The sequence below is a fragment of the Belnapia sp. AC561 genome (assembly GCF_979252845.1).
This window is the reverse complement of record NZ_CEEDBP010000049.1, coordinates 15,077-36,478: the sequence shown is the minus strand read 5'-3', so window position 1 is coordinate 36,478 and position 21,402 is coordinate 15,077. Positions and strand designations below refer to the sequence as shown.

The window sequence follows — 21,402 nt, the reverse complement described above, 5'->3', positions numbered from 1 at the left end:
ACCTTCACCCCAACCGAGTGCACTAACTACTTTACCGCCGCAGGCTATGACGCAGACTGATAGGAAAACGCTCTAGCGCCCAGCGGCAGCCGCGGTGATTTTAGGCCTTGTCGGCGTTCAGTTTGCCAAGTCGCAGGCGGGGCCTGCCCCAGGACTGCTGGATGGGCGGCACGGCATCGACTACTTCCGCCAGCATCATGCTGTCGCGCAGGTTGGCTGCCGTCAGGCGCTCCGGCCCAAAGGGCTTTTACGTCCTCCCACACGCCGGTGGGTGGTGGAGCGCACCTTCGGCTGGGTGGATCCGATGGCGCCGTCTCGTTCGCGACCACGACAAGCGTCTCGACGTGTCCGAAGCCATGAGCCACGTCGCCATAGGCGCTCTCCTGCTCCGCCGCGTCGCCCACCGCTGATTCTGAAACATCCAATCAAGTAAAAAATATTTAATGTAAATTCCGTAAACAGTATTTGCGATTAAATCGCAAGATCATATTGATAAAATTTCTTTACAGAATCGTGTTTTTACTCGTGGTCGTTCTTCCGACAGCGTGATGGACGAGTGATGCGCGCGGTGCTGCCAAGCGAAGAGTCACGATGGGCGAGCCCTGGAGAGACTAATGGACATGCTGTCGGAAGTGGCAGGCAAAGCCATGGTTAACGAGAGGCGGAATACCACCTTTCCCAAGGCCACTATCCTGCTTTGTGTGGCGCTTGTCGCAGCCGGGTTGTTCTGCAGCATCCTCTGGCGCAACGGCGGGGAGTTTGCCTATACCCTCGATGCGCCCTACACCCACATGGCATTGGCTGGCCATATCCTGCAGGGCACCTACGGGCTCAATCCCGGGGAGCCGGCGTCTCCGAGTTCATCGATCCTCTACCCATTCTTGTTGGCAGGCTTGTCCCTGCTTCCGCTCGGTCAATTCGCACCCTTGATCATCTGCCTCTTGGCAACTGGTGGCACTGCACTGTTGATGTATGCCGTGGCCGCTGAGGTCGGCATCGAAGTCGGGCGCCTCTCAACACTGCAGCTTGCCGCGGTCACCCTCACCACCACACTGGCATTCAATTTAGTCGGCCTTGCCTTTGCCGGCCTCGAGCACTCCCTGCATGTGACGGTAACTCTCGTCTCACTGCTCGGCATGCTTCGCTTTATCCGGCGCAAACAAGCGGACTGGTGGTGGCTGGGTGCCATCGCCATCATGCCCTTGCTGCGGTTCGAGGCGGCGGCGGCGTTGCTGGCCGATCTACTGGTGCTGCTGGCATTCGGCAAATGGAAGCACGCGCTGGGCATCGGCATTGTGGGCGCAGCCGGGATCGCCGGGTTCGGACTCTTCCTGCATTCGCTTGGGCTGCCCTGGCTGCCAAGTTCGGTACTGTCGCGCTCTGAGATCGCCAGTCAAGGTATCGGGGTAGGAAATCACGGGACTTTTGGCTTGGTAAAGGCCGTCTACTCGACATTCCGTGCTAATATTATGGCCTACGGTGGAACGCTGATTCAGCTGCTGATCGTTTTCTCCCTTTGGGGGGTGGCCCGCGATGCCGTACTGCTTCGCACCGGCGCAGGCAGCTGGGTCAAGCCTGCAGCAGTCGGCTTCTTCATTATCATTGCATCGGCCCAGCTTCTTGGTGGGAGCCTCAGCTCCTTTTCGCGGTACGAGATCTATGTCTTGGCTTTGGGCGCCTGCACTTTGCTAGTTGCCTGGAAACCCACGATCAATGGCTGGCTGCGAACCATGACTTGGCAGCGCTGCCTCGGCGGCTGTGCCGCCACTCTGCTGCTTTTCTCTGGTTACGTTTTCCGGACGGCCGATGCGGTTTCTGCGGCCGGCAACGTGTACGACCAGCCGATGCAACTGCACCGTTTCGTCACGGAATTTTGGCGGCGACCCTATGCATCCAACCATCCGGGTTGGATAAACTGGGACAATCCGCATTACATGCTGGAACTCTCTGGCTTGGGTTCGGAGGAAGCACGGCTCGGTAGGGCGACACCTGAGCATTTGGTGGACCTCGCTCGTGCTCATGATGTCGATCTAGCGATTTTGTACGACAATGCTTTGCCGATACCGCCACCCAGCTGGATACGGGTAGCTACCTTGCGACTGCGTGGCCATGTGGTTTCGGTGGTAGGGCCGAGTGTAGGCTTCTACGCCACACGGCACGACGCAGTCGCGGAGCTCGCTGCTGCGGTGTCACAGTTCGCCAGTACCTTGCCGCTTGGGGCCACCTTCGATCCACCTTGACCATGGCCAGGTGTGAAATCGACCGGTGATCTTAACCGAGATTGCCTATGCCTGGGGCTTCTCCGACATGACCCACTTCGGGCGATCATTCAAAGATGCCTATGGCGTTACGCCAAGCGATTGGCGCCACCATGCGTGGAACTCTGCCGGTGAAGAACAATACTAAGCGCCCATGAAATCGTGCTGAGCATTCAATCGAAGCGTGTCTGTTGCTTGCTACGGTTTATGACACGGTCGAAGTGCCTCAAGTGATGATTGGATCACATTCCGCTTCCCCCTGGCCGGCCAGCACAACGTGACATGGAGCCTACTACGCCGAGCTCGACTGCCGCTATCTTGCTGTTGTCGACATCAAGGTACGATAGCAGGTTCAGCGCGGTCAGTATCGTGCCAAACCCTTGATATCAAAGTCCCATTTCCGGGGATATCGAGCATGTCGCTTGCCCGTGCTAATCCCTCCAGTGATCAGTCTTAATCCTCAATCCGGCGCCAGCCAGAGAGCATAGTGCGGGTTTCCAGGTCAAAGGAGTAGACGCACCCCCCTCCAGCGCCCGGCTGGTCCTCAGCCCGATTGATCGGGATGCCCTTGAGGTGGCAGAGCAGGAGGGCCCCGACGCCGCCATGAGAGACGATGGCAACGTCCCTATTCCTGGGCGCTTCGGCGATGACCCGGTCCACGGCGGCGGCGATCCAGCGCTGGGCATTGACCGCTCGCTCCCATCCTCGGACGCTCTGCTCCGGTTGCGCGAAGAAGATGTTAGCTACTGCCTCGAACTCGGTCTTGGGGAGGTGGCTTGTTGCCGCTCGGTCGTTCTCTCCGAGTTCACCGATGACGACTGGCGACAGGCGGAAGCGATCCGCGATCAGTCGGGCAGCATCGGTCGCTTTGCGCTCGGCGCTACTGAATACGGAGCCCAGTTGGCATCCAAGGCCGCTCAAGGGCCAGTTCCATCCGTCGTACGCCCTCCGGAGAGAGCGGCCATTCCTGAACCGGCACCATCGGATCGATGACGACGTTCGGGTGCGTGATGAAGTGAAGGATGGGCATGCCGGTCCAATGGCCAGGTTCAGGGCCAATGTGCCTGCACTATAGGGAATGGCACCAGTCGATTTAAGGGCGGCCAGGGGCCAACAGCGGTCGTGCTGACGTCAGTCCTGAAGCGGGCTTTCAGCGCTAATGCTACATCCAGCATGCTCTTACGTTGAAGCGCTGCTTCACCCCTGGCTTTGCCAGGGCCTGCGCCGCCCTGGGCGCTGAGCATCGCAACACCAAGCCCGCTGCCTGCAATCCAACGGCATGGTGGAACGCTTCAATGGCCGTATCGGCAGCGAGGTGCTGGGGCTCACCGTCTACTCCCATCAGAAGCTCGAACAGCTCCTGAGAGGCTTCAACGCCGCCTACAATGCCCGCCGCCAGCGGGTCTTCAAGGGCGAAACATCCTGTCAGGTCGTCGCCGAACGCCTCAAGGCCCGACACAAGCTCGCTCGCGGCGAGCCCGAAGGCCAAGCGGAACCAGCCGATATTGCCCTGGCACGGGACATCGTCGAGGCTGCCAAGTGTGTCTCGCAACCAGACACCACACAGTCCATCTTCGATTCCTGCCCCGCTACCCCGTCCAGCCAACGGCTGTCTTGGCGCGAGACCTGACAAAACCGCTAGAAACCCTTCCTGACATCGGTGTGGATCACGCGGAGCCCGGCCGCCCGGTAGGGGGCGCAAAGATGCTCCGGCGCATCCGTCACCAGGGACCAACCGTGGTGGAATGGCGTCCAGCACGGTTGGCTAGCCCGCCCCAGCTTGGAGGCATCGGCCAGCACGAAGACCTCCGCTGCCTGCTGGGTCATCAGCCCCTTCAGGGCGGCCTGCTCCAGGGTCGCCTCGCACATTCCCCGCTCGGCCACGATCCCGTCGGCGCTGGTGAACAGCTTGTCCGCGGTCATCTGCCGCAGCGCCTGCTCGGCCAGCGGGCCTGTCGTGCCCATGCTGATCGGCCGCACCGTGCCGCCGAGAACGACGAGCTCGATGCCCGGGGCGCCGGCCAGCATGGGAATCAGGGGAAGGTTGTTCGTGATGACCCGCTGCCGCCGGGCCCGCAGCAGATGGCCGAGCGCCTCGACGGTCGATCCGCCGTCGAGGATCAGCGTCTCGCCTTCCCGGATCTCTGCCAAGGCGGCGGCGGCGATGGCGGCCTTCGCGGCGCGGTGCTGTCCCTTCCGCGTGCGAAGGCTTTGCTCCTCGGCGGGTGACGCCAGCACGGCGCCGCCATAAGTGCGGGTGATGGCCCGCTGCTTCGAGAGGTGTTGCAGGCCGCGTCGGATCGTCGAGGCGGAGACGCCGAAGCGCGCGGCAAGGCTGTCCACGTCGGTGTCGCCCACGGCGATCGCCGCCAGGATCGCCTCCGTCCGTTCTTGCCTCAGCCGCATTGCAATCCTTCCTCTGCGCAATGTCCCGCCAAGCATCAATACAGGGCAGTGAGGCCGGGACAGGAAGCCCTGGCCCGCCAGACCCTCAGGCGACGGCGTTTGGCAAAGCGGCCGCGGCGCCGTCCCGTTTTGGCGCCAGGTCCACCGCCTGCTTCAGCGCCTCTGCCAATGAGCCCTCATCCGCGATGCCCTTGCCGGCGATGTCGAAGGCGGTGCCGTGGTCGACGGAGGTGCGGACGACGGGCAGGCCGATGGTGACGTTCACCCCGGACTCCAGCCCCATCACCTTCACCGGGCCGTGGCCCTGGTCGTGGTACATGGCGACCACGAGGTCGAAGTCGCCGCGGGCCGCGCGGAAGAACAGGGTGTCGGCGGGGAGGGGGCCCTCGACGGCCCAGCCCTTGGCCTGGACGGCCTTGATGGCGGGGATGATCTTCTCCTCCTCCTCGCCCTGCCCGAACAGGCCGTTCTCGCCGGCATGCGGATTAATGGCGCAAACGCCGATGCGCGGGTTGTCCATGCCAGCCTTCACCAGCGTCGCGTGGCCGCGGGTGATCACGCGCTCCACCAGGCCCGGCTCGATCTTCCGGATGGCGTCCAGCAGGCCGATATGGGTGGTGACGTGAATGACGCGCAGCTTGGGCGCCACCAGCATCATCGAGACCTCCGGCGTGCCGGTCAGATGCGCCAGCAGCTCGGTGTGGCCGGGGTACTTGTGGCCGGCTGCGTGCAGCGCTTCCTTGCTCAGCGGCGCCGTGCAGATGGCATCCGCCTCACCGGCCTCGACCAGGCGCGTGGCGCGCTCGATGTAGCGATAGGCGCCCTCGCCCGCGACGGGGGAGAGCTGACCGAAGGGGAAGCCGGCGGGGATGAGGCCGAGGTCGATGCAATCCACCGTGCCGCGCTCATAGCGGGCGGTGGCCGGGGTCTCCAGGGCGCGGACCTCCAGGCCCTTATGCACCACGGCCTCGGCCTCGCGCAGGCGGGTGGCGTCGCCAACCACGAAGGGGCGGCACATCACATACACGTCCTCCCGCGCCAGCGCCTTGATGATGATCTCCGGCCCGATGCCGGCGGCGTCGCCCATGGTGATTGCGACGATGGGTCGTGTGTCGTGCTGGGTCATGCTGCGGATGTCCTGGAAAGCTGTCGCAGCCGGACGAGACTGCGGAAGATGGTTTCGTCATTGCCGAAAGCGCCGGCCTTGGTCATCACCGGCACCTCGAGCGCCCCCTGGGTGATGCCGAGGGGCACGCCCGCCTCGACCTCCTCCATCAGGCGGATGCCATGGACGCCGAGATGGGTCAGCAGCGCGCAGGCCGTCTCGCCGCCGGTGGCGAACAGGCCACCCATGCGGATTGCGGCCGGTGCCAGCAGAGCCGCCAGTGCCCCGGCCAGGGCTGCGCCCTGGGCGAGGTCGGCATCCCGGTCGTCGGCGATCAGCACCAAGGTGTCGCGCCCTGCGGCGAGGGAGGCTGCGATCCCGTCGGCAACCGGGGCCCAGCGTGGACCGGTGGGGCCGGCGCGCAACAATGCCGGCGGGATGTCGAAACGCGTGGCGGCATTCTGGGCGACGAGGCGTTCCGCGGCGCCACGGGAGGCTTCGGCGATGCTGCCGACCACAATCAGCACGCCACCGCGGAGCGCCGAGATGGAGAGGTCCTTCGGGGCGGTGGCATGTGGCAGGGCGACGGCCAAGGCGGCGGCGATACCGCCCGACCCGACCCAGAAAACTGTCCCTGCCATGGGCAGGCTGGCGCGGGCGAGAGTGTCGAGGTCATCGGGCGTGGTGGCGTCGCAGACCACGGCATCCATCCCCTCGGCCAGTGCCGCGCGCAGGGTGTCGGCCAAAGCAGACTCTCCCTGGCGTACAAGGCCGAGTGGCAACGTGCGGGCGGAGAGACCGACGGATTGCAGCACGGTCTGCAGATGCGCGCTGTCGTAGCTGTGGTCGCGCGCCCAGAGCGGCGTCGTCTCGAGCGGCTGCCCGTTCATGTGCACGCGGCCGCCCTCGGTTGTCCGTCCGGTGGCGGGAAAGGCGGGCGCGACAATGGCGAGCGCCGGGCGACCGGCTTCGCGGAGCGCGTGGATGGTCGCCGCCAGTTCGGCGGCCGGCTGGCCGCGCAGGGTGGAATCGATCTTCTTGATCAACCCCGTCCCCGCCGCGTGGTGGGTGCGAAGCAGGGCGGCGTGACGCATCGCGGCGTCTTCCGGGCCAAGGCGGCGGCTATCGGCGTCGATGGCCACCACCTCCGCGCTGGGGGCCGTTTCCACCCCGTGCCAGCTCACCGACGCCTCCAGCCCGCGGCGGGCGAAGGCGATGCCGCAATCGGCGGCACCGGTCAGGTCATCGGCGAGGATGAGCCAGTTGCGGGTCATGCCCTGCCAGCTTCGGACGTGCCGTCGAGGGGTGCCTTGAGGCGCGCCGGGCCGACGCGGCCGGCGACCCAGGCCGTGACGGGCGGGACGAGGATGGCGGTGACGATGACGCAAGCCGACACGAGGATGGTGGCGGCCGGCGCGGCATCGGCATAGGCAGGGTTGTTGGCCGCGATGATGGCCGGCACCGCCGCAGCATTGCCGGCGGTGGAGGCCGCGGCGACGCCCGCGACGCCCGAGCCGCCGATGACGCGGTCCATCAGGAACAGGGCGGTGCCGGTGATCACGACCACCGCGACGCCGAGCCCGAGGCCGAGCAGGCCCGCCTGCCAGACCTTCGTCAGGTCCAGCCCGGCCCCGAGGGCGAAGGCGAAGAAGGGGATCATCACCGGGATGGCGCGGCTGAGGAACTCGCGCATCTCCCGGTCGAGGTTGCCGATGAGCATGCCGATGAGGAGCGGCAGGATGGCGCCGACCAGCACCGGCCATTCGAAGGCGGACAGTCCGGCGACACCGAGGGTGACCATGGTGAGGAAGGGGCCCGACTCAAGCGTCATGACCGTGTAGGCGCCGACGTCGCGCGGCTCACCGTACTGGCCCATCAGCGCCATGTAGAGCCCACCGTTGGTGTCGTTCATCGCGGCCACGATGGCGAGGGTGGAGAGTCCGGCGAAGATGCCGCTGGCCACCGGCGCCTCGCCCAGGAACTGGCCGACGATGATGCCGATCAGGGCGGCGATGCCCACCTTCGTGGCCAGCAGCGTGCCGCCCTTCTTCAAGATATAGGGCGTAGCTTTGAAGTCGATGCTGGCGCCCATGCAGACATAGAACACCGCCAAGATCGGCAGGGAGCCGGTGAAGAGGGCGCCGGTGAAGGAGCCGAAGAACTTCGGCGTGGCCGGGAAAAGCGTGGCGATGATGGCGCCAATGGCGAGGGGCACGACCATCATGCCGCCTGGCACTGTCTCGATGGCGCGCTTGATCGGAATTTGCATGGGGACGTCCTTGGTGACGCGCGGTCCAGCCTACGCGAGCGGTTCCTTGGTGACGGCCTGCATCCCTCCCGATGCCTGGAAAGTCAAACTAGAAAATGCGCATTTTGCGCATTTTTTCGTCAACACCATTCGTCCGCTTGCTCCCACTTTGCCCGGCTGAGCTGCATAAATCGAATTTTCTACTTTTCCCTGCTCGATAACTTTGCGCATTGCGCGCATTCACATGCTCAATTCGAGCAAAATAGCCTACAAGCCCCCCATGACCAAGTTCTGTCAGGTCTCGTACCAAGGCAGTCGTTTGGCTGGCTGGGGTACCGGGGGAAGGCTCGGGGTCAACGGGGCAGAATCGGGAATGGACTGTGTGGCCTGCGGCTCCGCCGCGGTGGCGGAGCGGTCGGATCGTACGGCCCGCGGCTACCGCCGGTTCCGCTGCCGCGACTGCGACAGGGTTCGGCAATTCCACGGTCCGGCGGGCCATGGGACCAGTTGGCCGATCGTATCAGGTCGGCCACGTTTCGGGCGTTGGCAGATGACCGGATCGCATGATCAGCCTTTGATATCACGGTGATGGGCTGTGGCCTCGAGAGCGAGGCTGATCCCTGCGCTAACCCTTCCAGGCTGTCCCAAGCTCGCCATGGGCGGCTGTTCCCAGAGCGGCTCCAATTTCGACGCTAGAGGATGCCCCTCGACGGCCCACTGGCGAACCGAAAGCGGACTGAACGCTTCCAGCGTCTGCACCCGTCACCAGAAGTGGCGTCGAAAATGCTGACCGTCGCCGGGACGACGTGCCTCAGCGTGCCGCGCCTTCCGCTGCGATCCGATCCAGCACGATCATCATCTCGTCCGGGAGCTTGAGATCGGTTGCGGCGAGGTTCTCCCGCAGATGCGCGGTGGAGGACGTACCCGGGATGAGCAGGATATTGGGCGACCGGCGCAGTAGCCAGGCCAGAGCAACCTGCATGGGCGTGGCGTCCAGCCGCCCTGCCACCTCGGACAACGCCGAGGACTGCAGCGGGCTGAACCCACCGAGCGGGAAGAACGGCACATAAGGAATGCAGTCGCGGGCGAGCGCATCGATCAGTCCGTCGTCGCCGCGATGCGCCAGGTTGTACTGGTTCTGCACGCAGGCGATCTCGCAGATGCCGCGGCCCTCGGCGACCTGCGCCGGGGTGACGTTGCTGAGGCCGATGTGGCGGACCAGCCCCTGGCGCTGGAGATCGGCCAGGACGGTGAGCGGCGCTTCGATCGAGCCCTCGGCCGGCCCATGCGTGTCGATCATGCTGCGCAGGTTGACCACCTCCAGCACGTCGAGGCCCAGGTTGCGCAGGTTGTCGTGGACCGACTGGGTCAGCTCCTCCCGCGAGAGGGCTGGTAGCCAAGCGCCGTCGTCGCCCCGCCGGGCACCGACCTTGGTGACGAGCACGAGGTTCGCGGGGTAGGGCGCCAGCGCCTCGCGGATCAGCTGATTGGTGACATGCGGGCCGTAGAAGTCGCTGGTGTCGATGTGCTCCACCCCGGCAGTGATTGCCGCGCGCAACACGGTGAGCGCCGCATCACGGTCCCTTGGCGGCCCGAATACGCCGGGGCCGGCGAGCTGCATGGCGCCGTAGCCAAGGCGTCGCACGGTACGGGCGCCCAGCGTGTAGGTCCCGGCTTGGTCGATGGTGGTCATGGTGGTTTTCCTCTGAGAGCGCTCTCCACCTAGGCCCTGCCCTATTGCTCGATAATCTGGCATGATCCGTACGGGCTGTACGAAAACATCGACAATGCGGGCCGACCTCGGCGACCTGAATGCCTTCCTCGCCGTGGCCCGGGCCGGAGGATTCCGCGAAGGTGCGCGCGCCGCCGGCGCCAGCGCCTCAGGCCTGAGCGAGGCGGTGCGCCGGCTCGAGACGAAGCTCGGCGTCCGGCTGCTGCACCGGACCACGCGCAGCGTGCTACCGACGGAGGCGGGGCAACGCCTACTCGAGCGGCTCGGGCCGGCCCTGTCCGAGGTGGAAGCTGCGATCGACGTGGTAAACGGCTTCCGCGACCGGCCGGCGGGCACGCTGCGGCTCAACGTCCCGGTCAGCGCGGCGCGGCTGGTCCTGCCCCGCATCGTGCCGCCCTTCCTCGCGGCCTATCCCGACATCCGGCTGGAGGTGATCGCCGAGGACAGCTTCGTCGACGTGCTGGCCGCCGGCTGCGACGCCGGCATCCGCTACGACGAGCGGCTGGAAGGAGACATGATCGCGGTGCCGATCGGGCCGCGGGTCCAACGCTACGCCACGGCCGCATCCCCAGCCTATCTCCGCCGCCATGGCCGGCCGGATCATCCACGCGACCTGCTCGGCCATGCTTGTTTGCGCGGCCGCTTCAGCAGCGGTGCGATGATTGTCTGGGAGTTCGAGCGCGAGGGCGAGGTCGTGCGGATCGATCCCACCGGGCCGCTCCTCGTCAGCGTCGGCTCTGCCACCGATCTCGCCGTGGAGGCGGCGGTCGCCGGCACCGGCATCATCACCCTCTTCGAGGACTGGCTGCGGCCGCATCTCGACAGCGGCGCGTTGGAGCCGGTTCTCGAACCCTGGTGGCCGGCCTTCTCCGGGCCGTTCCTCTACTATCCTGGCAGGCGCCTCGTGCCCGCACCGCTCCGGGCGTTCATCGATTTCGTCCGAGCCGCGGCTGAATAACAGGCAGTATCACGAGGTACCGTGCCTCGCTCATCAGGTGGGCAGGGCCAGTAGCACGTCTAGCCCTTCCCCGTCGGCCAGGAGCGCTGCCTTCTCGGCGCCCGTGAGGGCATCCAGCGCCTCCGCCAGTGACGTGGCCGCCGCTACGCGCGCGCGTCCCATCACTAGCGGGACATCAAGCGCGTCGGGCCGCGTTTTGGAAACCGGCGCCAACATGGCGCGGTGTGCGGCCAGCAACGCGGGATCGGAACGTAGGCGCGCCACCGCCTCACCGTCTGGCGCCAGCGCTTCCCATTCCCGGCGCAGCGCTACCGTGCGTGCAAGAATCGATGGTGGATCGCGCTCCTCCGGGATCACTAGCAGACCGGCCCGGCGCAGCGCCTGACCAGCCCCCTGGCGAGCCGTCCAGGCCGCGAGCGGGATGGCCAGCGCGAGACCAAGCACCACCGGCGACATCCAGGCCGCAAGGTAGGGGGAGATGAGAAAAGCCGCGATGCCGAAGACCAGACCGAAGGCGGTGTGCCGCCAATAAAGGCGTGCCACCTGCGCGATCGGCAGGATGCCGTCATCCCGCGTCTGAGCGGACCAGCCGGAATCGCGCCCGCGCAGAATTGAGACCACGCCCGTGGACTGGGTCAGCATGGTCACGGGTGCCAGCAACCCGGCCAGTACAGTTTCGATGAGCACACTGGCCAACGAGCGCAGCGCACCGCCATGTCCATGCCGCCAAGCCGGGTCCATCAGCATGGCGCCCCAGGCCAGCAGCTTGGGCACGAGCAGCAGACCCATGGTGGCGATGAACACCCATTTGGCGCGCAGGGGATCCACCACCGGCCAGTTGGGAAACAATGTGGGGCCGGTGGAGAAGTACACCGGCAAAACGAAGCGCGCCTGCAAGGCCAACATCAATCCGGAAACTAGGAACAGCAGCCATAGTGGCGCCGTGATATAGGACCCGATCCCGACCAGAAGGTGCGAGCGCGAGATCGGATGCAGCCCACGCGCCGGCAGTACGGCCAGGTGTTGCAGGTTGCCCTGGCACCACCGCCGGTCGCGGATCGCGAGGTCGGACAGGGCCGGCGGGCTTTCCTCGTAGCTTCCGGGCAAGGCAGGGACGAAGTGAATGCCCCAGCCGCGGCGGCGCATCAGCGCAGCCTCCACGAAGTCGTGGCTCATCACCGTGCCGCCGAAGGGCTTGCGTCCGGGCAGGTGGGGCAGCCCCGCCGCGCCCGCAAAGGCGTCGGTGCGGATCATGGCGTTGTGGCCCCAGTAATTGCCCTCCGCCCCGTGCCAAAAGGCAATGCCGTGTGCGATAACCGGACCGTAAAGCCGCCCTGCGAATTGCTGCATGCGGGCAAAGAGCGAGCGGCCGTTCACGATCACCGGCAGGCTCTGGATGAGACCTACGCGCGGATGCGCCTCCATGGCGGCGGCGAGGCGCACCAAGGCCTCGGCGGACATCACGCTGTCCGCGTCTAGAATCAGGAAGTGGGGATAGGCCCCGCCGTGGCGGCGCACCCAGTCCGCGATGTTGCCGGCCTTGCGGTCGATATTCTTGGCGCGGCGGCGATAGAAGATCCGTGCCTTGTCACCCGCCCGCGCGCGGAGTGCGAGGAAGGCCTCCTCCTCCCGCGCCCACGCATCGGGGTCGGTGGTGTCGCTCAGGATGAACAGATCGAAGCAGTCGGCACGGTGGGTCCCGCGCAGCGCTTCCAGCATGGCTTCCAGCCCGGCCAGCACCCGGCGGGGGTCTTCGTTGTAGACGGGCATGAGCAGCGCCGTGCGTGAGGCCGGCACGGGCAGCGGTGCTGCCGGATCGATCCCCAGCACCCATCCTCCGCCCGATACGACGCTGAATATACCGCACAGGCTGCTGACAAAGGATAGCGCGATCCAGCCGAAGAGGGGCACAAACAGCGCGAGCACGACCGCGCCGGGCGTGAGCAGCGAGTCCACGCCGAAGACCAACGCCATCTCCTGAGCACCGAATGCGGTCAGCAGGAGCGCCGCCCCGAATACACCGATGCGGCGCAATGCCATGCCTCGAGGCCCCGTGCCAGGCGCCGGAACCTGCCTCGGATGCTCGCGGAAGTCCTGCACGGGCATGGCGAGCGGCGTTTCAGCCGGCATGGCGGCTGCAGGCGCCGCGCCCGCTCCGAGACGGTTCAGCGTGTCCACCGGAAGAGCCATGTCTCGCTTAGCGGTCCTTCGTCGTTCCGTAGCCGAGCCCAAAGCTCTACCAGCTTCTCGTTGCCTGGCACGAGTTCGAAGGAAAGACGCCAACCGCCGGTCTCAGGGTTCGGCTGCACGACCGTGTTCTGGATCCGCCCGGTGCTTGCCGAGACCTCAGCAACAGGCTGTGCGCCCTCCGCCAGCGACGCAAGGCGACCACCGGACGCTTCCAGTACGAAGAGCCGTGTGCCAGGCGGCTGAGGCTTGCCACCTTGCCGCGCCTCGTTGAATTGCGCCAATGCCGGACGGCCAGTTAGGAAAGTAGCGGCCGAGGTCCAGTGCAGGCGGTAGACATAGCTGTACTCCTGCCCGGGCAACAACGCCGCCCGGGGCCGCCAGAAGGCGGCGATGTTGTCGTGAATTTCCTCGCGGGTGGGGATCTCCACCAGATGCACCGCGCCCTCTCCCCAATCGCCGATCGGCTCCACCCAGGCGCTGGGGCGTCGCTCATAGCGGGCCTCGAGATCGTTGTAGTCGCTGAACGCACGGCGGCGCTGCATCAGGCCGAAGCCGCGCGGGCTGGCATCGGTGAAGACGCTGACCTGTAACTCACGTGGGTTGGCCAGCGGCCGCCAGACCGCCTCGCCGCGGCCGGTGGACAAGGCCAGCCCGTCGGAGTCGTGCACGGCCGTGCGGAAGTCGTCGGCACCAAGGCGGTTCAGCGGAGAGAGTAAAAACATGCTGGTCAGCGGAGCGATGCCAACCGTATTCATCTCGGCTCGCGGATAGAGGCGGCATTCCACGTCGAATACCGTTTCCTCCCCCGGGCGGATGGTGAAGCGGAACGCGCCTGTGCTGCTCTGGCTGTCGAGCAGCGCATGCACGACAACTGAGTTGCCGCCTTCTTGCGGGCGCTGGAGCCAGAAGGCGCGGAACACCGGGAATTCCTCACCCGAACGTTCGGCGGTGGCGATGGCGAGGCCGCGGGCGGACAGACCGTAGACTTGCCCCTTGCCCAGGGCGCGGAAGTAAGAGGCGCCCACGAAAGCTGCTACCTCGTCGAAGTGATCGGCGCGGTTCATCGGATTGGTCACGCGGAGACCGGCGAAGCCAAGGTCAGCGGACGGGGCGCCGCCGACTTCCCCAAGCGTGAAGGCGCTGGGGTCGTAGGCAATAGGTGTCGCACGCCCGTTAGCCACCTCGAACAGCTCAACTCTCTGCTTGAACAGGAAGCCGCGGTGGAAGGGCTGCACCTGAAAGGGAAGGTTTCCTTCCCGCCACAGGGCGCGCTTCGCATCGTAATGGATTGTGCGGTACTGGTCGTAACCAAGGTCCGAGAGCGGCGCCGGAAGGCGTTCTTCCGGCGCCGCGAAGGGCTTGGTGGCCAGCTCCCGCGCTATCCCGCGCACCGTGGTATCGTCGAAGGGGCGTGCCGGTGCGTCGGCGGCTCGGGCGGCCCGGATCGTCGCTGGTGTGGCACCAGGCAACAGCCCTGCCATGGCAAGGCCTGTCAGGATGGCGCGGCGGTTCAAATGACTCTCCAGTCCAAGTGGCTTGCGATACGGGCCTTACGCTTTGGAAAGACGCGCGACGAAATTGGTTTCATTCCGATGTGGCGAACAGCATTTCGCTGCGTGATGCACGGATGCGGATGAGCAGACAAGACTGGCGCCGCCGGGTCTCACAGATTGTGTTAAAAAATTTGCGATGGATTGCGAACGGCCGCGGCAGGCGCCGGATTATGCTGCGACCTGGATTAGGTCGGCGACAAAAGGCCAGCATCCCGGCTGGTGGTGTAGAGCAACTTAGCCCGGGGCGTGGAGCGGGACCTCTGGGCGAGCGTAGAGGAGTGGCCTGTTGCCCAAGTGACAGCCGAGCAACGTCGCTGACAAGATTTCACTCGATCAAAGTAGCTGCTCTCGGGAATTTGGATGCACTGAGCTGAGACTTTGATAAGCGCAAAGCCGCCGTTTTGTCGTGCCGCATCCACTACGGGTTTTGATACGGAGATCTTGCTACGTCACGGACGCGTTTGCGTCGCTATACCCGGTCGCTTCTGGCTTCTCGATCAACAGAAAGCGCTCCATTCGAGCCAACTCAGCGTCGAGAGCCCGGCGAATTACCTGATTTTGCGGGCAAGGCCTCGCATAGCCCAGGGCGGCCTACAGCTCTCCCTCAGCCAGCACGACATTGGCCCAGCCGATCACCGTGTCGCCCCACAGGAGCGGCATGGCGTAGTAGCCGAACTGCCGTCGCGGCGGCGGCATATAGGCCTCGAACCGGTAGGCCCAGTCCCAAAGATGCTCGAAGCGCCACCGATCCCAGACCAGGGGATCGAAGGGCGCCAGGAATCTGGCGTTCGCATAGCGCCGGATGCCATCACGCTGCTGCGCCACACGCAGCAGGCCATAATGCTGCAGGCTCTCCTGCGCCCGGGTGGTTGCCTTGGAGAAACCGCCCCAGCCGTTGACGGCCCGCTTCCGGCCGAAGCGCGCTTCCAGGTCCCTCCGATGGGTCAGGCCGCGTTCCCGCACGAAAGCCAGGACGTCTGCGGCCAAGCAGGTCGGGACATGCAGCCCCCTTGCCCCGCCCGGATCAAGCCGCGGATGCAGCAGATGCCGGGTGGAGGATCTCGGCTTCGAGCAGGATGCAGCGCGTCTTCGCGGTCAACGCAATCGGGCCCATCCTCTGCGCGCAGCAGGCCGTGCGGCAGATGTCCCACCGCCATGGCGGGCGGGGCGGGGTGGGGATCAACGTCTCGTCGGCCTCGGCGAGGCTCGGCGGCCCGAACGAGTATGTCGACTAAGCGGCCTCGAAGGGCGCCGTCGAGACCTTCACCACCGGCTTCGCCAAGGAGGTCGCGCGGGCGATCCTTTGGCTGGCGAGCGCGGAGGCGTCCTTCGTCACTGGCACCTTACGAGACGTCACGGGCAGAAAGTAGGCAGCGGCTCGACCCGCAAAGCCGCCTCTGTGAAAGCTCTACTATGAGCTGGTACCATCGCGCCTACCATTTTCGAGTCGGCTTAGGACGAACTCAGCATATCCCTGCGCTGCCAGGTTTGGCGCGAGCGCCGAAAAAGCCATCCAACGACCCCACCGGGTGCGCCGCCGCGCGAAAACTTCGCATTGCGGACGCTGGTCCTCCATCCAAAACGATATGAGCTGCCTCAGCGCCTCAGGCGCCCGGGATGACCGCGCCGCCGAAGCTCTGCTCGACGAAGGCATGGACCTCGGGATGGGCGTAGCCAGCCGCCAGGCGGCGGGCCCAGGGCTGGTCCGCATCGGCGCGGCGGACCACCACCAGCACGGTATAGACGCTCTGCGCCGTCTCCCGCGCCAGCGCGTCGCGCAGCGGGTTCAGCCCGGCGGGGACGGCGAAATTGCCGGTGATGGCGGCGGCATCCACATCCTCCAGCGCCCGGACGATGCTGGCCGCCTCCAGCTCGACGATGCGCAGCCGCTTCGGATTCCCGGCGATGTCCGCCACCGTCGCCCGGTGGTCGGCGCCGGGCCGCAGCGTGATGACGCCACCCTCAGCCAGCAGCAGCAGCGCGCGGCCGCCATTGGTCGGGTCGTTTGGGATGGCGATGCGGCCGCCGCTCGGCAGCGCATCCAGGCTGCGGTGCTTGCGGGAGAAGACGCCCATCAGGGTCAGCACGGTCTTGCCGACCGGGGCGAAGTCATAGCCGCGCTGGGCCCGCTGCGCCTCGAGGAAGGGCAGGTGCTGGTAGGCATTGGCATCGATGTCGCCGGCCGCCAGCGCCGCATTCGGCTGGATGAAATCGCCGAATTCGACGGCGCGGGTGACGAAGCCCTCCTGCGCCAGGACCCGCTGCACGGCCTCGAAGGTCTGGGCATGCACGCCCTGGGTGACGCCGACCCACAGCGGGCGGGCCGCGGTGCCGAAGGCGGCGAACTGAGCCATGGCGAGGCCGGGCAGCAGGGCGGGGATGGCGAGCAGGGAACGGCGCAGCATCGGGGGCATCCTCAGAAGGCGGGCAGCACGGCGCCCTGGAAGGTGGTGGCGACGAATTCCTTGATCGCCGGCGACTGGTAGGCGGCGACCAGGCGCGCCACCCAGGGCGCCTCCCGGTCCTGCCGCCGCACCGCGATCAGGTTGGCATAGGGGCTATCGGCACTTTCGAGGGCGATGGCGTCGCGCACCGGGTTGAGCCCGGCCGGCAGCGCGTAGTTGGAGTTGATGGTGGCCGCCGCGACCTCGTCCAGCGCCCGCGGCAGCTGCGCCGCATCCAGCTCGACGATGCGGAGCCGGCGCGGATTGGCGGCGATATCGGCAACGGTCGCGCGGAAGTCGCTGCCCAGGCGCAGGGTGAAGGCGCCGTTGGCGGCCAGCAGCACCAGCGCCCGGCCACCATTGGTCGGGTCGTTCGGGATGGCGATGCGGCTGCCGGCCGGGACATCGGCTAGCGTCTTGTGCTGGCGCGCATAGATGCCGAGCGGGAAGAGCAGCGTCTTGCCCGCCGCCACCAACGGCAGGTTGCGGTCGCGCACCTGCTGGTCGAGGAAGGGCTGGTGCTGGTAGCAATTGGCATCGAGGTCGCCGGCCGCCAGCGCGGCATTCGGCTGGATGTAGTCCTGAAATTCGATGATGCGCAGCACGAGGCCCTGGGGTGCCGCGAGCGCGCGCACCTGCTCCATCACCTGGGCATGCGGGCCGGCGGTGACGCCGATGCGCAGGGGGCGCTGGGCAGAGCCGATCTCCTGCGCGAAGGCCCTGCCCGGGGCGAACACGGGGGTCACGGCGGCGAGGGCGGCAATCATCAGGGGACGCCGGTGGATCATGGCGGGGATTTCCTTCAACGGTGGGACAGGCGGCGGACCAGCCAATCCCCGAGGGATTGCAGGCCCTGGACGAAGACGATCAGGATCAGCACGACGGTCGCCATGACCTCGGGCATGAAGCGCTGGTAGCCAAAGCGGATGCCGAGGTCGCCGAGCCCGCCGCCGCCGATCGCCCCCGCCATGGCGGAGAAGCCGACCAGCGAGACCAGCGCCACGGTGATCGCTGCGACCAGCCCCGGCAGCGCCTCCGGCACCAGCACCTTGGTGACGATCTGCCAGCGCGAGGCGCCCATGGCGCGTGCCGCCTCGACCACCCCGGCATCGACCTCGCGCAGCGCATTCTCGAACAGCCGGGCGAGGAAGGCGGTCGCCGCCAGCGCCAGCGGCACGATGGCGGCGCCGGTGCCGATGGAGGTGCCGGCGACCAGCCGGGTGAAGGGCACGATGGCGACCATCAGGATGATGAAGGGCGTCGAGCGCGCGGCATTGACGATGAGACCGAGCGGCCGGTTCAGCCAGGGCAAGGGCCGCAGCCCGCCGCGCCCGGTGACCTGCAGCAGCAGCGCCAGCGGCAGGCCGACGGCCACCGCGACGGCGGCGCTGGCGCCGACCATCACCAGGGTTTCCCAGAAGGCGTCGAGCAGCAGGTCCTGCATCGTCGGGGTCAGCCAGCCCATGAGACGTCCTCCTCGATGACCAGCCCGAGCCCGCGCATCCAGCCGAAGGCGGCGTCGATGGCAGCGGTTGGGCCATAAACCGCCAGCGCCATCACCCCGAAGGGCTCGCCGGCGATCTCGTTCACTCGGCCGGAGACGATGTTGATGTCGAGGCCGAAGTCGCGACTGGCCTCGCTGATGACCGGACGGGTGCTGTGCGGCCCGAGGAAGAGCACCTGGGCCAAGCGGCGATCCTGCCCGACCGGTGCCGGGGGCAGCCGCGCCAGGGTCCCGGGCGGGACGCCATGGCCGATCACCTCGGCGACGAAGCGGCGGGTGGTCGGCTGCGCCGGGCGGGTGAAGACCTCGAAGACCCGGCCCTGCTCAATGATCCGCCCGGCCTCCATCACGGCGACGCGGTCGCAGATCGCCTTCACCACGCCCATCTCGTGAGTGATGAGCAGCACGGTGAGGTCGAGCCGGTCGCGCAGGCTGCGGATCAGCGCCAGGATCTCGGCGGTGGTCTCGGGGTCCAGCGCGCTGGTCGCCTCGTCGCACAGCAGCAGCGAGGGCGCCGAGGCCAGCGCCCGGGCGATGCCGACCCGCTGCTTCTGCCCGCCCGAGAGCTGCGCCGGGAAGGCATCCCGCTTCGCCTCCAGCCCGACCAATGGCAGCAGCTCCGCGACCCGGGCCCGGCGGGCGGCGGCGGCCATGCCGGCGACCTCCAACGGGAAGGCGGTGTTCTCGGCGACGGTGCGGCGGTGGTGCAGGTTGAAATGCTGGAAGACCATGCCGATGCCGCGGCGGGCAGCGCGCAGCCCGGCCTCGTCCAGTGCCAGCAGGTCCTGGCCCATGACCGAGACGCTGCCGGCATCCGGTCGTTCCAGCAGGTTGACGGTGCGGATCAGGGTCGACTTGCCGGCACCGGACCGGCCAACGATGCCGAAGACCTCGCCGGTGCGAAGCTCAAGCGAGACATCGTCGAGCGCCACCGTACCGCCGCCAGCAAAACGCTTGCTGAGGCCCGCGAGGCGGATGGCCGGGGGATTGGGAGACGTGTGCATAGTGCGGGGGTATGGCGAGGCTTCGGCAGGATGTCTCGTGCTTCCGCAGCGGGTCAGCCATCGGCAGCCTGGTACATGCTGAAGCATGCGTCCTGGCAAGGCGCTGCGCGGTCTGGCCGGCTCCCTGCACGGGCCGGGTTCAGTGCCAAGCGGCATTATCGGAGGGCATCAGGTGCCGAGGCTGCGGACCACCGGTCCCAGTGTCTCGCTCACCGCCCGGGCCCGGGCGCGGAAGGCCTCGGGCTTAGCGCAGTGATGGCGAAGCCGAGGCCGGTCAGCCGCTCCACGACGGCGGGTTTGGCCAGCGCGGTGGAAAGGGCGGCGTGCAATTGCGCCACCACCACGGCCGGGGTGCGGGCGGGCGCCAGCACGCCCTGCCAGGAATAGATATCGAAGCCCGGCACCACCGTCTCGGCTAGGCTCGGCACCTCCGGCAATGCCGGGTCACGCGCCGCGGTGCTGACCGCCAGCGGCAGCATGCTGTCCTGGCGCACGTATTTGGTGATCGCCAGCAGGGTGATGACCAACGCATCGGTGCTACGGGCGAGCAGATCGGCGATGGCCGGGCCACCGCCGCGGTAGCTGATGTATTCCACCTTCAGCCCGCCGAGCTGGTTGCCCAGCATCTCGTGCACGACCTGGGCGATGCCGCCCAGCGCTGGCAGGCCAATGTTGAGCGCGTCGGGCCGGGCCTTCACCGCGGCGACATAGCCGGAGATGTCGCAGAACGGCGCCACCGGATGGCGACCAGGATCTGCGCCGCGCGTACCGCCTGGGTCACCGGGGCGAAGGCAGTGTCGAAGCCGATGCCGGCCTCCGGCTGCGCCAGGCTGGCCAGCACGATGGCGTCGTCGGTCAGCAGCAGCGTGTGGCCGTCGGGTTCCGCCCGGGCGACCTGCTGGGCCGCCAGCAGACCATTGGCGCCGCCCTGGTTCTCGAACACCGTGGTCTGGCCGATCCGGCCGGACCACGGTGGGGGCGAGGATGCGGGCCAGGGTATCGAGGCTGGCACCGGGCGCCGAGGAGACGACGAGGCGAAGCGAGCGTTCCGGAAAGCCGGCGGCGCGGCCCCGGCCGGCAGCCAGCACGGCGGCGGCACCAGCCAGCACATGGCGGCATGCGAGCATGGTGAATTCTTTCGAGCTAGTGGCCTGGACGGCGGCGTGGCCGCTTACATCGCGGTAAAGGCGGCGAGGAGGACAGCCTCCGTCGTCTCCTCCAGGGGTGGCGGCAGCAGAGCTCGCGGTCAAGCGCCATCAGGGCGGCGCGGCGCAGCCCGCTGGCCTGAGCCAGTAGAAACAGCACTCGGTCGCGCCGCTTGGCGAGGTCCTCGCCGCAGCTGGCGAGCAAGGCGCCGAGCGCGGCCTCGCCTAGCATCGCCGCGGGCCGCACCAGGGCGACCGAGCCGGCGGAGGGTGGCGCGGATCGCCGGCTGGGCCGAATCCCTCAGCTGGCCGCTGCGGCGGTGCCGGTCGGCGATCGCCGCCAGTCGGCGGCGCAGGCCGCTCGAGCCGAGCCGGCCGGCCAGGCTGGCCAGATGCCCGGCGGCGATGCACCAAGCGGCGAAGGCCTGCCAATCAGCGGCATAGGCGCGGCGGGTATGCGGCGACTGCGGACGCCCGATGGTGGCGTGGTGGATGGTGATGGCGCTGGGTCCCATGTCCCGGTTCGGCCCGGCCGGCGGCAGTACAGAGCCTGCCATGGCGGGCTCGACTGCGGCAATCGGGCTGTTATCAGCATGAATGCACGATAACAGAACCAGCACAGCCAGTATCGCACCAAGTCTCTGACATCAGGCGTTATTCTGCAGGAATGCCGGTCATACCGCCTATCTTTCCCCAGTCCGTCCGCTAAACCAGCCTTAAATTTGGCAACAAAACCCAAAAGCCATATAGCCCCGGCCACTGATCGATACTGGCTTTGGCTGCCAAGGTAGCCAGCAAGGTCGGGCGACATCCCGCCAGCTTGGCAATTCCGGCTGGTCGCGGCTGCCACCAAGG

19 protein-coding genes and 1 pseudogene are annotated in these 21,402 nt (G+C 66.9%); 5 read left to right on the top strand and 15 right to left on the bottom strand.

Translation table 11 applies throughout. From position 1 onward, the window contains the following. Positions 1-224: 224 nt before the first annotated feature. The 3 genes and pseudogenes from AC0IW9_RS27080 to AC0IW9_RS27070 form a co-directional block, all read left to right on the top strand. Positions 225-410, top strand: a pseudogene (locus tag AC0IW9_RS27080) (transposase); the annotation flags it as partial. Between the two features lie 204 nt (positions 411-614). Next, the gene (locus AC0IW9_RS27075; RefSeq protein ID WP_471651411.1) at positions 615-2,240 is read left to right on the top strand and encodes a hypothetical protein; all 1,626 of its coding nucleotides are present in this window, start codon (positions 615-617) and stop codon (positions 2,238-2,240) included. 25 nt (positions 2,241-2,265) lie between these two features. Continuing rightward, positions 2,266-2,406 carry a helix-turn-helix domain-containing protein gene (locus AC0IW9_RS27070; RefSeq protein ID WP_471651410.1) on the top strand — a complete coding sequence of 47 codons (141 nt, stop codon included), beginning with the start codon at positions 2,266-2,268 and terminating at the stop codon, positions 2,404-2,406. 305 nt (positions 2,407-2,711) lie between these two features. Here the strand turns inward: AC0IW9_RS27070 and AC0IW9_RS27065 are convergent, their stop codons facing one another. Continuing rightward, positions 2,712-3,179, bottom strand: a complete 468-nt coding sequence (locus AC0IW9_RS27065) for a histidine phosphatase family protein (RefSeq protein ID WP_471651409.1) — start codon at positions 3,177-3,179, stop codon at positions 2,712-2,714. 358 nt (positions 3,180-3,537) lie between these two features. On the opposite strand from AC0IW9_RS27065, the gene AC0IW9_RS27060 reads away from it, so the two are divergent. Then, on the top strand, positions 3,538-3,888 hold the full coding sequence (locus AC0IW9_RS27060; protein ID WP_471651408.1) for a hypothetical protein: 351 nt from the start codon (positions 3,538-3,540) through the stop codon (positions 3,886-3,888). An 8-nt stretch (positions 3,889-3,896) separates the two neighbouring features. Here the strand turns inward: AC0IW9_RS27060 and AC0IW9_RS27055 are convergent, their stop codons facing one another. The 5 genes from AC0IW9_RS27055 to AC0IW9_RS27035 all read right to left on the bottom strand — a co-directional run bounded on the left by AC0IW9_RS27055 (position 3,897) and on the right by AC0IW9_RS27035 (position 9,710). Continuing rightward, entirely contained in the window at positions 3,897-4,664 is a 768-nt protein-coding gene (locus AC0IW9_RS27055; protein ID WP_471651407.1) for a DeoR/GlpR family DNA-binding transcription regulator, read from the bottom strand. 85 nt (positions 4,665-4,749) lie between these two features. Further along, the gene (gene pdxA, locus AC0IW9_RS27050; protein WP_471651406.1) at positions 4,750-5,790 is read right to left on the bottom strand and encodes a 4-hydroxythreonine-4-phosphate dehydrogenase PdxA; all 1,041 of its coding nucleotides are present in this window, start codon (positions 5,788-5,790) and stop codon (positions 4,750-4,752) included. Continuing rightward, entirely contained in the window at positions 5,787-7,043 is a 1,257-nt protein-coding gene (locus tag AC0IW9_RS27045) for a four-carbon acid sugar kinase family protein (RefSeq protein ID WP_471651405.1), read from the bottom strand. The genes pdxA and AC0IW9_RS27045 overlap by 4 nt, the downstream gene beginning before the upstream one ends. Beyond that, positions 7,040-8,038 carry a 2-keto-3-deoxygluconate permease gene (locus AC0IW9_RS27040; RefSeq protein ID WP_471651404.1) on the bottom strand — a complete coding sequence of 333 codons (999 nt, stop codon included), beginning with the start codon at positions 8,036-8,038 and terminating at the stop codon, positions 7,040-7,042. The genes AC0IW9_RS27045 and AC0IW9_RS27040 overlap by 4 nt, the downstream gene beginning before the upstream one ends. A gap of 790 nt (positions 8,039-8,828) precedes the next feature. Next, a complete protein-coding gene (locus tag AC0IW9_RS27035) occupies positions 8,829-9,710 on the bottom strand; it encodes an aldo/keto reductase family oxidoreductase (protein WP_471651403.1) in 882 nt (293 codons plus the stop codon). A 94-nt stretch (positions 9,711-9,804) separates the two neighbouring features. Between AC0IW9_RS27035 and AC0IW9_RS27030 the strand changes: the two genes are divergently transcribed. Further along, on the top strand, positions 9,805-10,707 hold the full coding sequence (locus tag AC0IW9_RS27030) for a LysR family transcriptional regulator (protein WP_471651402.1): 903 nt from the start codon (positions 9,805-9,807) through the stop codon (positions 10,705-10,707). A gap of 33 nt (positions 10,708-10,740) precedes the next feature. Here AC0IW9_RS27030 and mdoH read toward each other — a convergent pair whose 3' ends face one another. From mdoH to AC0IW9_RS26985, 9 genes are all read right to left on the bottom strand, one after another. Continuing rightward, the gene (gene mdoH, locus AC0IW9_RS27025; RefSeq protein ID WP_471651401.1) at positions 10,741-12,897 is read right to left on the bottom strand and encodes a glucans biosynthesis glucosyltransferase MdoH; all 2,157 of its coding nucleotides are present in this window, start codon (positions 12,895-12,897) and stop codon (positions 10,741-10,743) included. Further along, positions 12,873-14,411: an OpgD/OpgG family glucan biosynthesis protein gene (locus AC0IW9_RS27020; RefSeq protein ID WP_471651400.1), complete on the bottom strand. Its 1,539-nt coding sequence runs from the start codon at positions 14,409-14,411 to the stop codon at positions 12,873-12,875. The genes mdoH and AC0IW9_RS27020 overlap by 25 nt, the downstream gene beginning before the upstream one ends. 630 nt (positions 14,412-15,041) lie before the next feature. Continuing rightward, positions 15,042-15,437 carry a DNA glycosylase AlkZ-like family protein gene (locus AC0IW9_RS27015; RefSeq protein ID WP_471651399.1) on the bottom strand — a complete coding sequence of 132 codons (396 nt, stop codon included), beginning with the start codon at positions 15,435-15,437 and terminating at the stop codon, positions 15,042-15,044. Between the two features lie 617 nt (positions 15,438-16,054). Next, positions 16,055-16,855 carry a MetQ/NlpA family ABC transporter substrate-binding protein gene (locus AC0IW9_RS27010; protein WP_471651398.1) on the bottom strand — a complete coding sequence of 267 codons (801 nt, stop codon included), beginning with the start codon at positions 16,853-16,855 and terminating at the stop codon, positions 16,055-16,057. A gap of 11 nt (positions 16,856-16,866) precedes the next feature. Further along, positions 16,867-17,682, bottom strand: a complete 816-nt coding sequence (locus AC0IW9_RS27005) for a MetQ/NlpA family ABC transporter substrate-binding protein (RefSeq protein WP_471651397.1) — start codon at positions 17,680-17,682, stop codon at positions 16,867-16,869. 14 nt (positions 17,683-17,696) lie between these two features. After that, positions 17,697-18,338, bottom strand: a complete 642-nt coding sequence (locus tag AC0IW9_RS27000) for a methionine ABC transporter permease (protein ID WP_471651412.1) — start codon at positions 18,336-18,338, stop codon at positions 17,697-17,699. A gap of 8 nt (positions 18,339-18,346) precedes the next feature. Next, positions 18,347-19,330, bottom strand: coding sequence for a methionine ABC transporter ATP-binding protein (locus tag AC0IW9_RS26995; RefSeq protein WP_471651396.1), 984 nt, complete (start codon positions 19,328-19,330; stop codon positions 18,347-18,349). Positions 19,331-19,611: 281 nt separating this feature from the next. Next, on the bottom strand, positions 19,612-20,139 hold the full coding sequence (locus tag AC0IW9_RS26990) for a Bug family tripartite tricarboxylate transporter substrate binding protein (RefSeq protein WP_471651395.1): 528 nt from the start codon (positions 20,137-20,139) through the stop codon (positions 19,612-19,614). Then, entirely contained in the window at positions 20,097-20,513 is a 417-nt protein-coding gene (locus AC0IW9_RS26985) for a tripartite tricarboxylate transporter substrate-binding protein (RefSeq protein ID WP_471651394.1), read from the bottom strand. The genes AC0IW9_RS26990 and AC0IW9_RS26985 overlap by 43 nt, the downstream gene beginning before the upstream one ends. Between the last annotated feature and the right edge of the window lie 889 nt (positions 20,514-21,402).

Excerpts from the sequence above, each read along its gene's own strand:
- AC0IW9_RS27060 (WP_471651408.1), top strand. The coding sequence starts at position 3,538 with ATGGTGGAACGCTTCAATGGCCGTATCGGCAGCGAGGTGCTGGGGCTC.
- AC0IW9_RS27045 (WP_471651405.1), bottom strand. The coding sequence starts at position 7,043 with ATGACCCGCAACTGGCTCATCCTCGCCGATGACCTGACCGGTGCCGCC.
- AC0IW9_RS27055 (WP_471651407.1), bottom strand. The coding sequence starts at position 4,664 with ATGCGGCTGAGGCAAGAACGGACGGAGGCGATCCTGGCGGCGATCGCC.
- mdoH (WP_471651401.1), bottom strand. The coding sequence starts at position 12,897 with ATGGCTCTTCCGGTGGACACGCTGAACCGTCTCGGAGCGGGCGCGGCG.
- AC0IW9_RS27040 (WP_471651404.1), bottom strand. The coding sequence starts at position 8,038 with ATGCAAATTCCGATCAAGCGCGCCATCGAGACAGTGCCAGGCGGCATG.
- pdxA (WP_471651406.1), bottom strand. The coding sequence starts at position 5,790 with ATGACCCAGCACGACACACGACCCATCGTCGCAATCACCATGGGCGAC.
- AC0IW9_RS27010 (WP_471651398.1), bottom strand. The coding sequence starts at position 16,855 with ATGCTGCGCCGTTCCCTGCTCGCCATCCCCGCCCTGCTGCCCGGCCTC.
- AC0IW9_RS27035 (WP_471651403.1), bottom strand. The coding sequence starts at position 9,710 with ATGACCACCATCGACCAAGCCGGGACCTACACGCTGGGCGCCCGTACC.
- AC0IW9_RS27030 (WP_471651402.1), top strand. The coding sequence starts at position 9,805 with ATGCGGGCCGACCTCGGCGACCTGAATGCCTTCCTCGCCGTGGCCCGG.
- AC0IW9_RS27000 (WP_471651412.1), bottom strand. The coding sequence starts at position 18,338 with ATGCAGGACCTGCTGCTCGACGCCTTCTGGGAAACCCTGGTGATGGTC.
- AC0IW9_RS27005 (WP_471651397.1), bottom strand. The coding sequence starts at position 17,682 with ATGATCCACCGGCGTCCCCTGATGATTGCCGCCCTCGCCGCCGTGACC.
- AC0IW9_RS27075 (WP_471651411.1), top strand. The coding sequence starts at position 615 with ATGGACATGCTGTCGGAAGTGGCAGGCAAAGCCATGGTTAACGAGAGG.
- AC0IW9_RS26985 (WP_471651394.1), bottom strand. The coding sequence starts at position 20,513 with ATGTGCTGGCTGGTGCCGCCGCCGTGCTGGCTGCCGGCCGGGGCCGCG.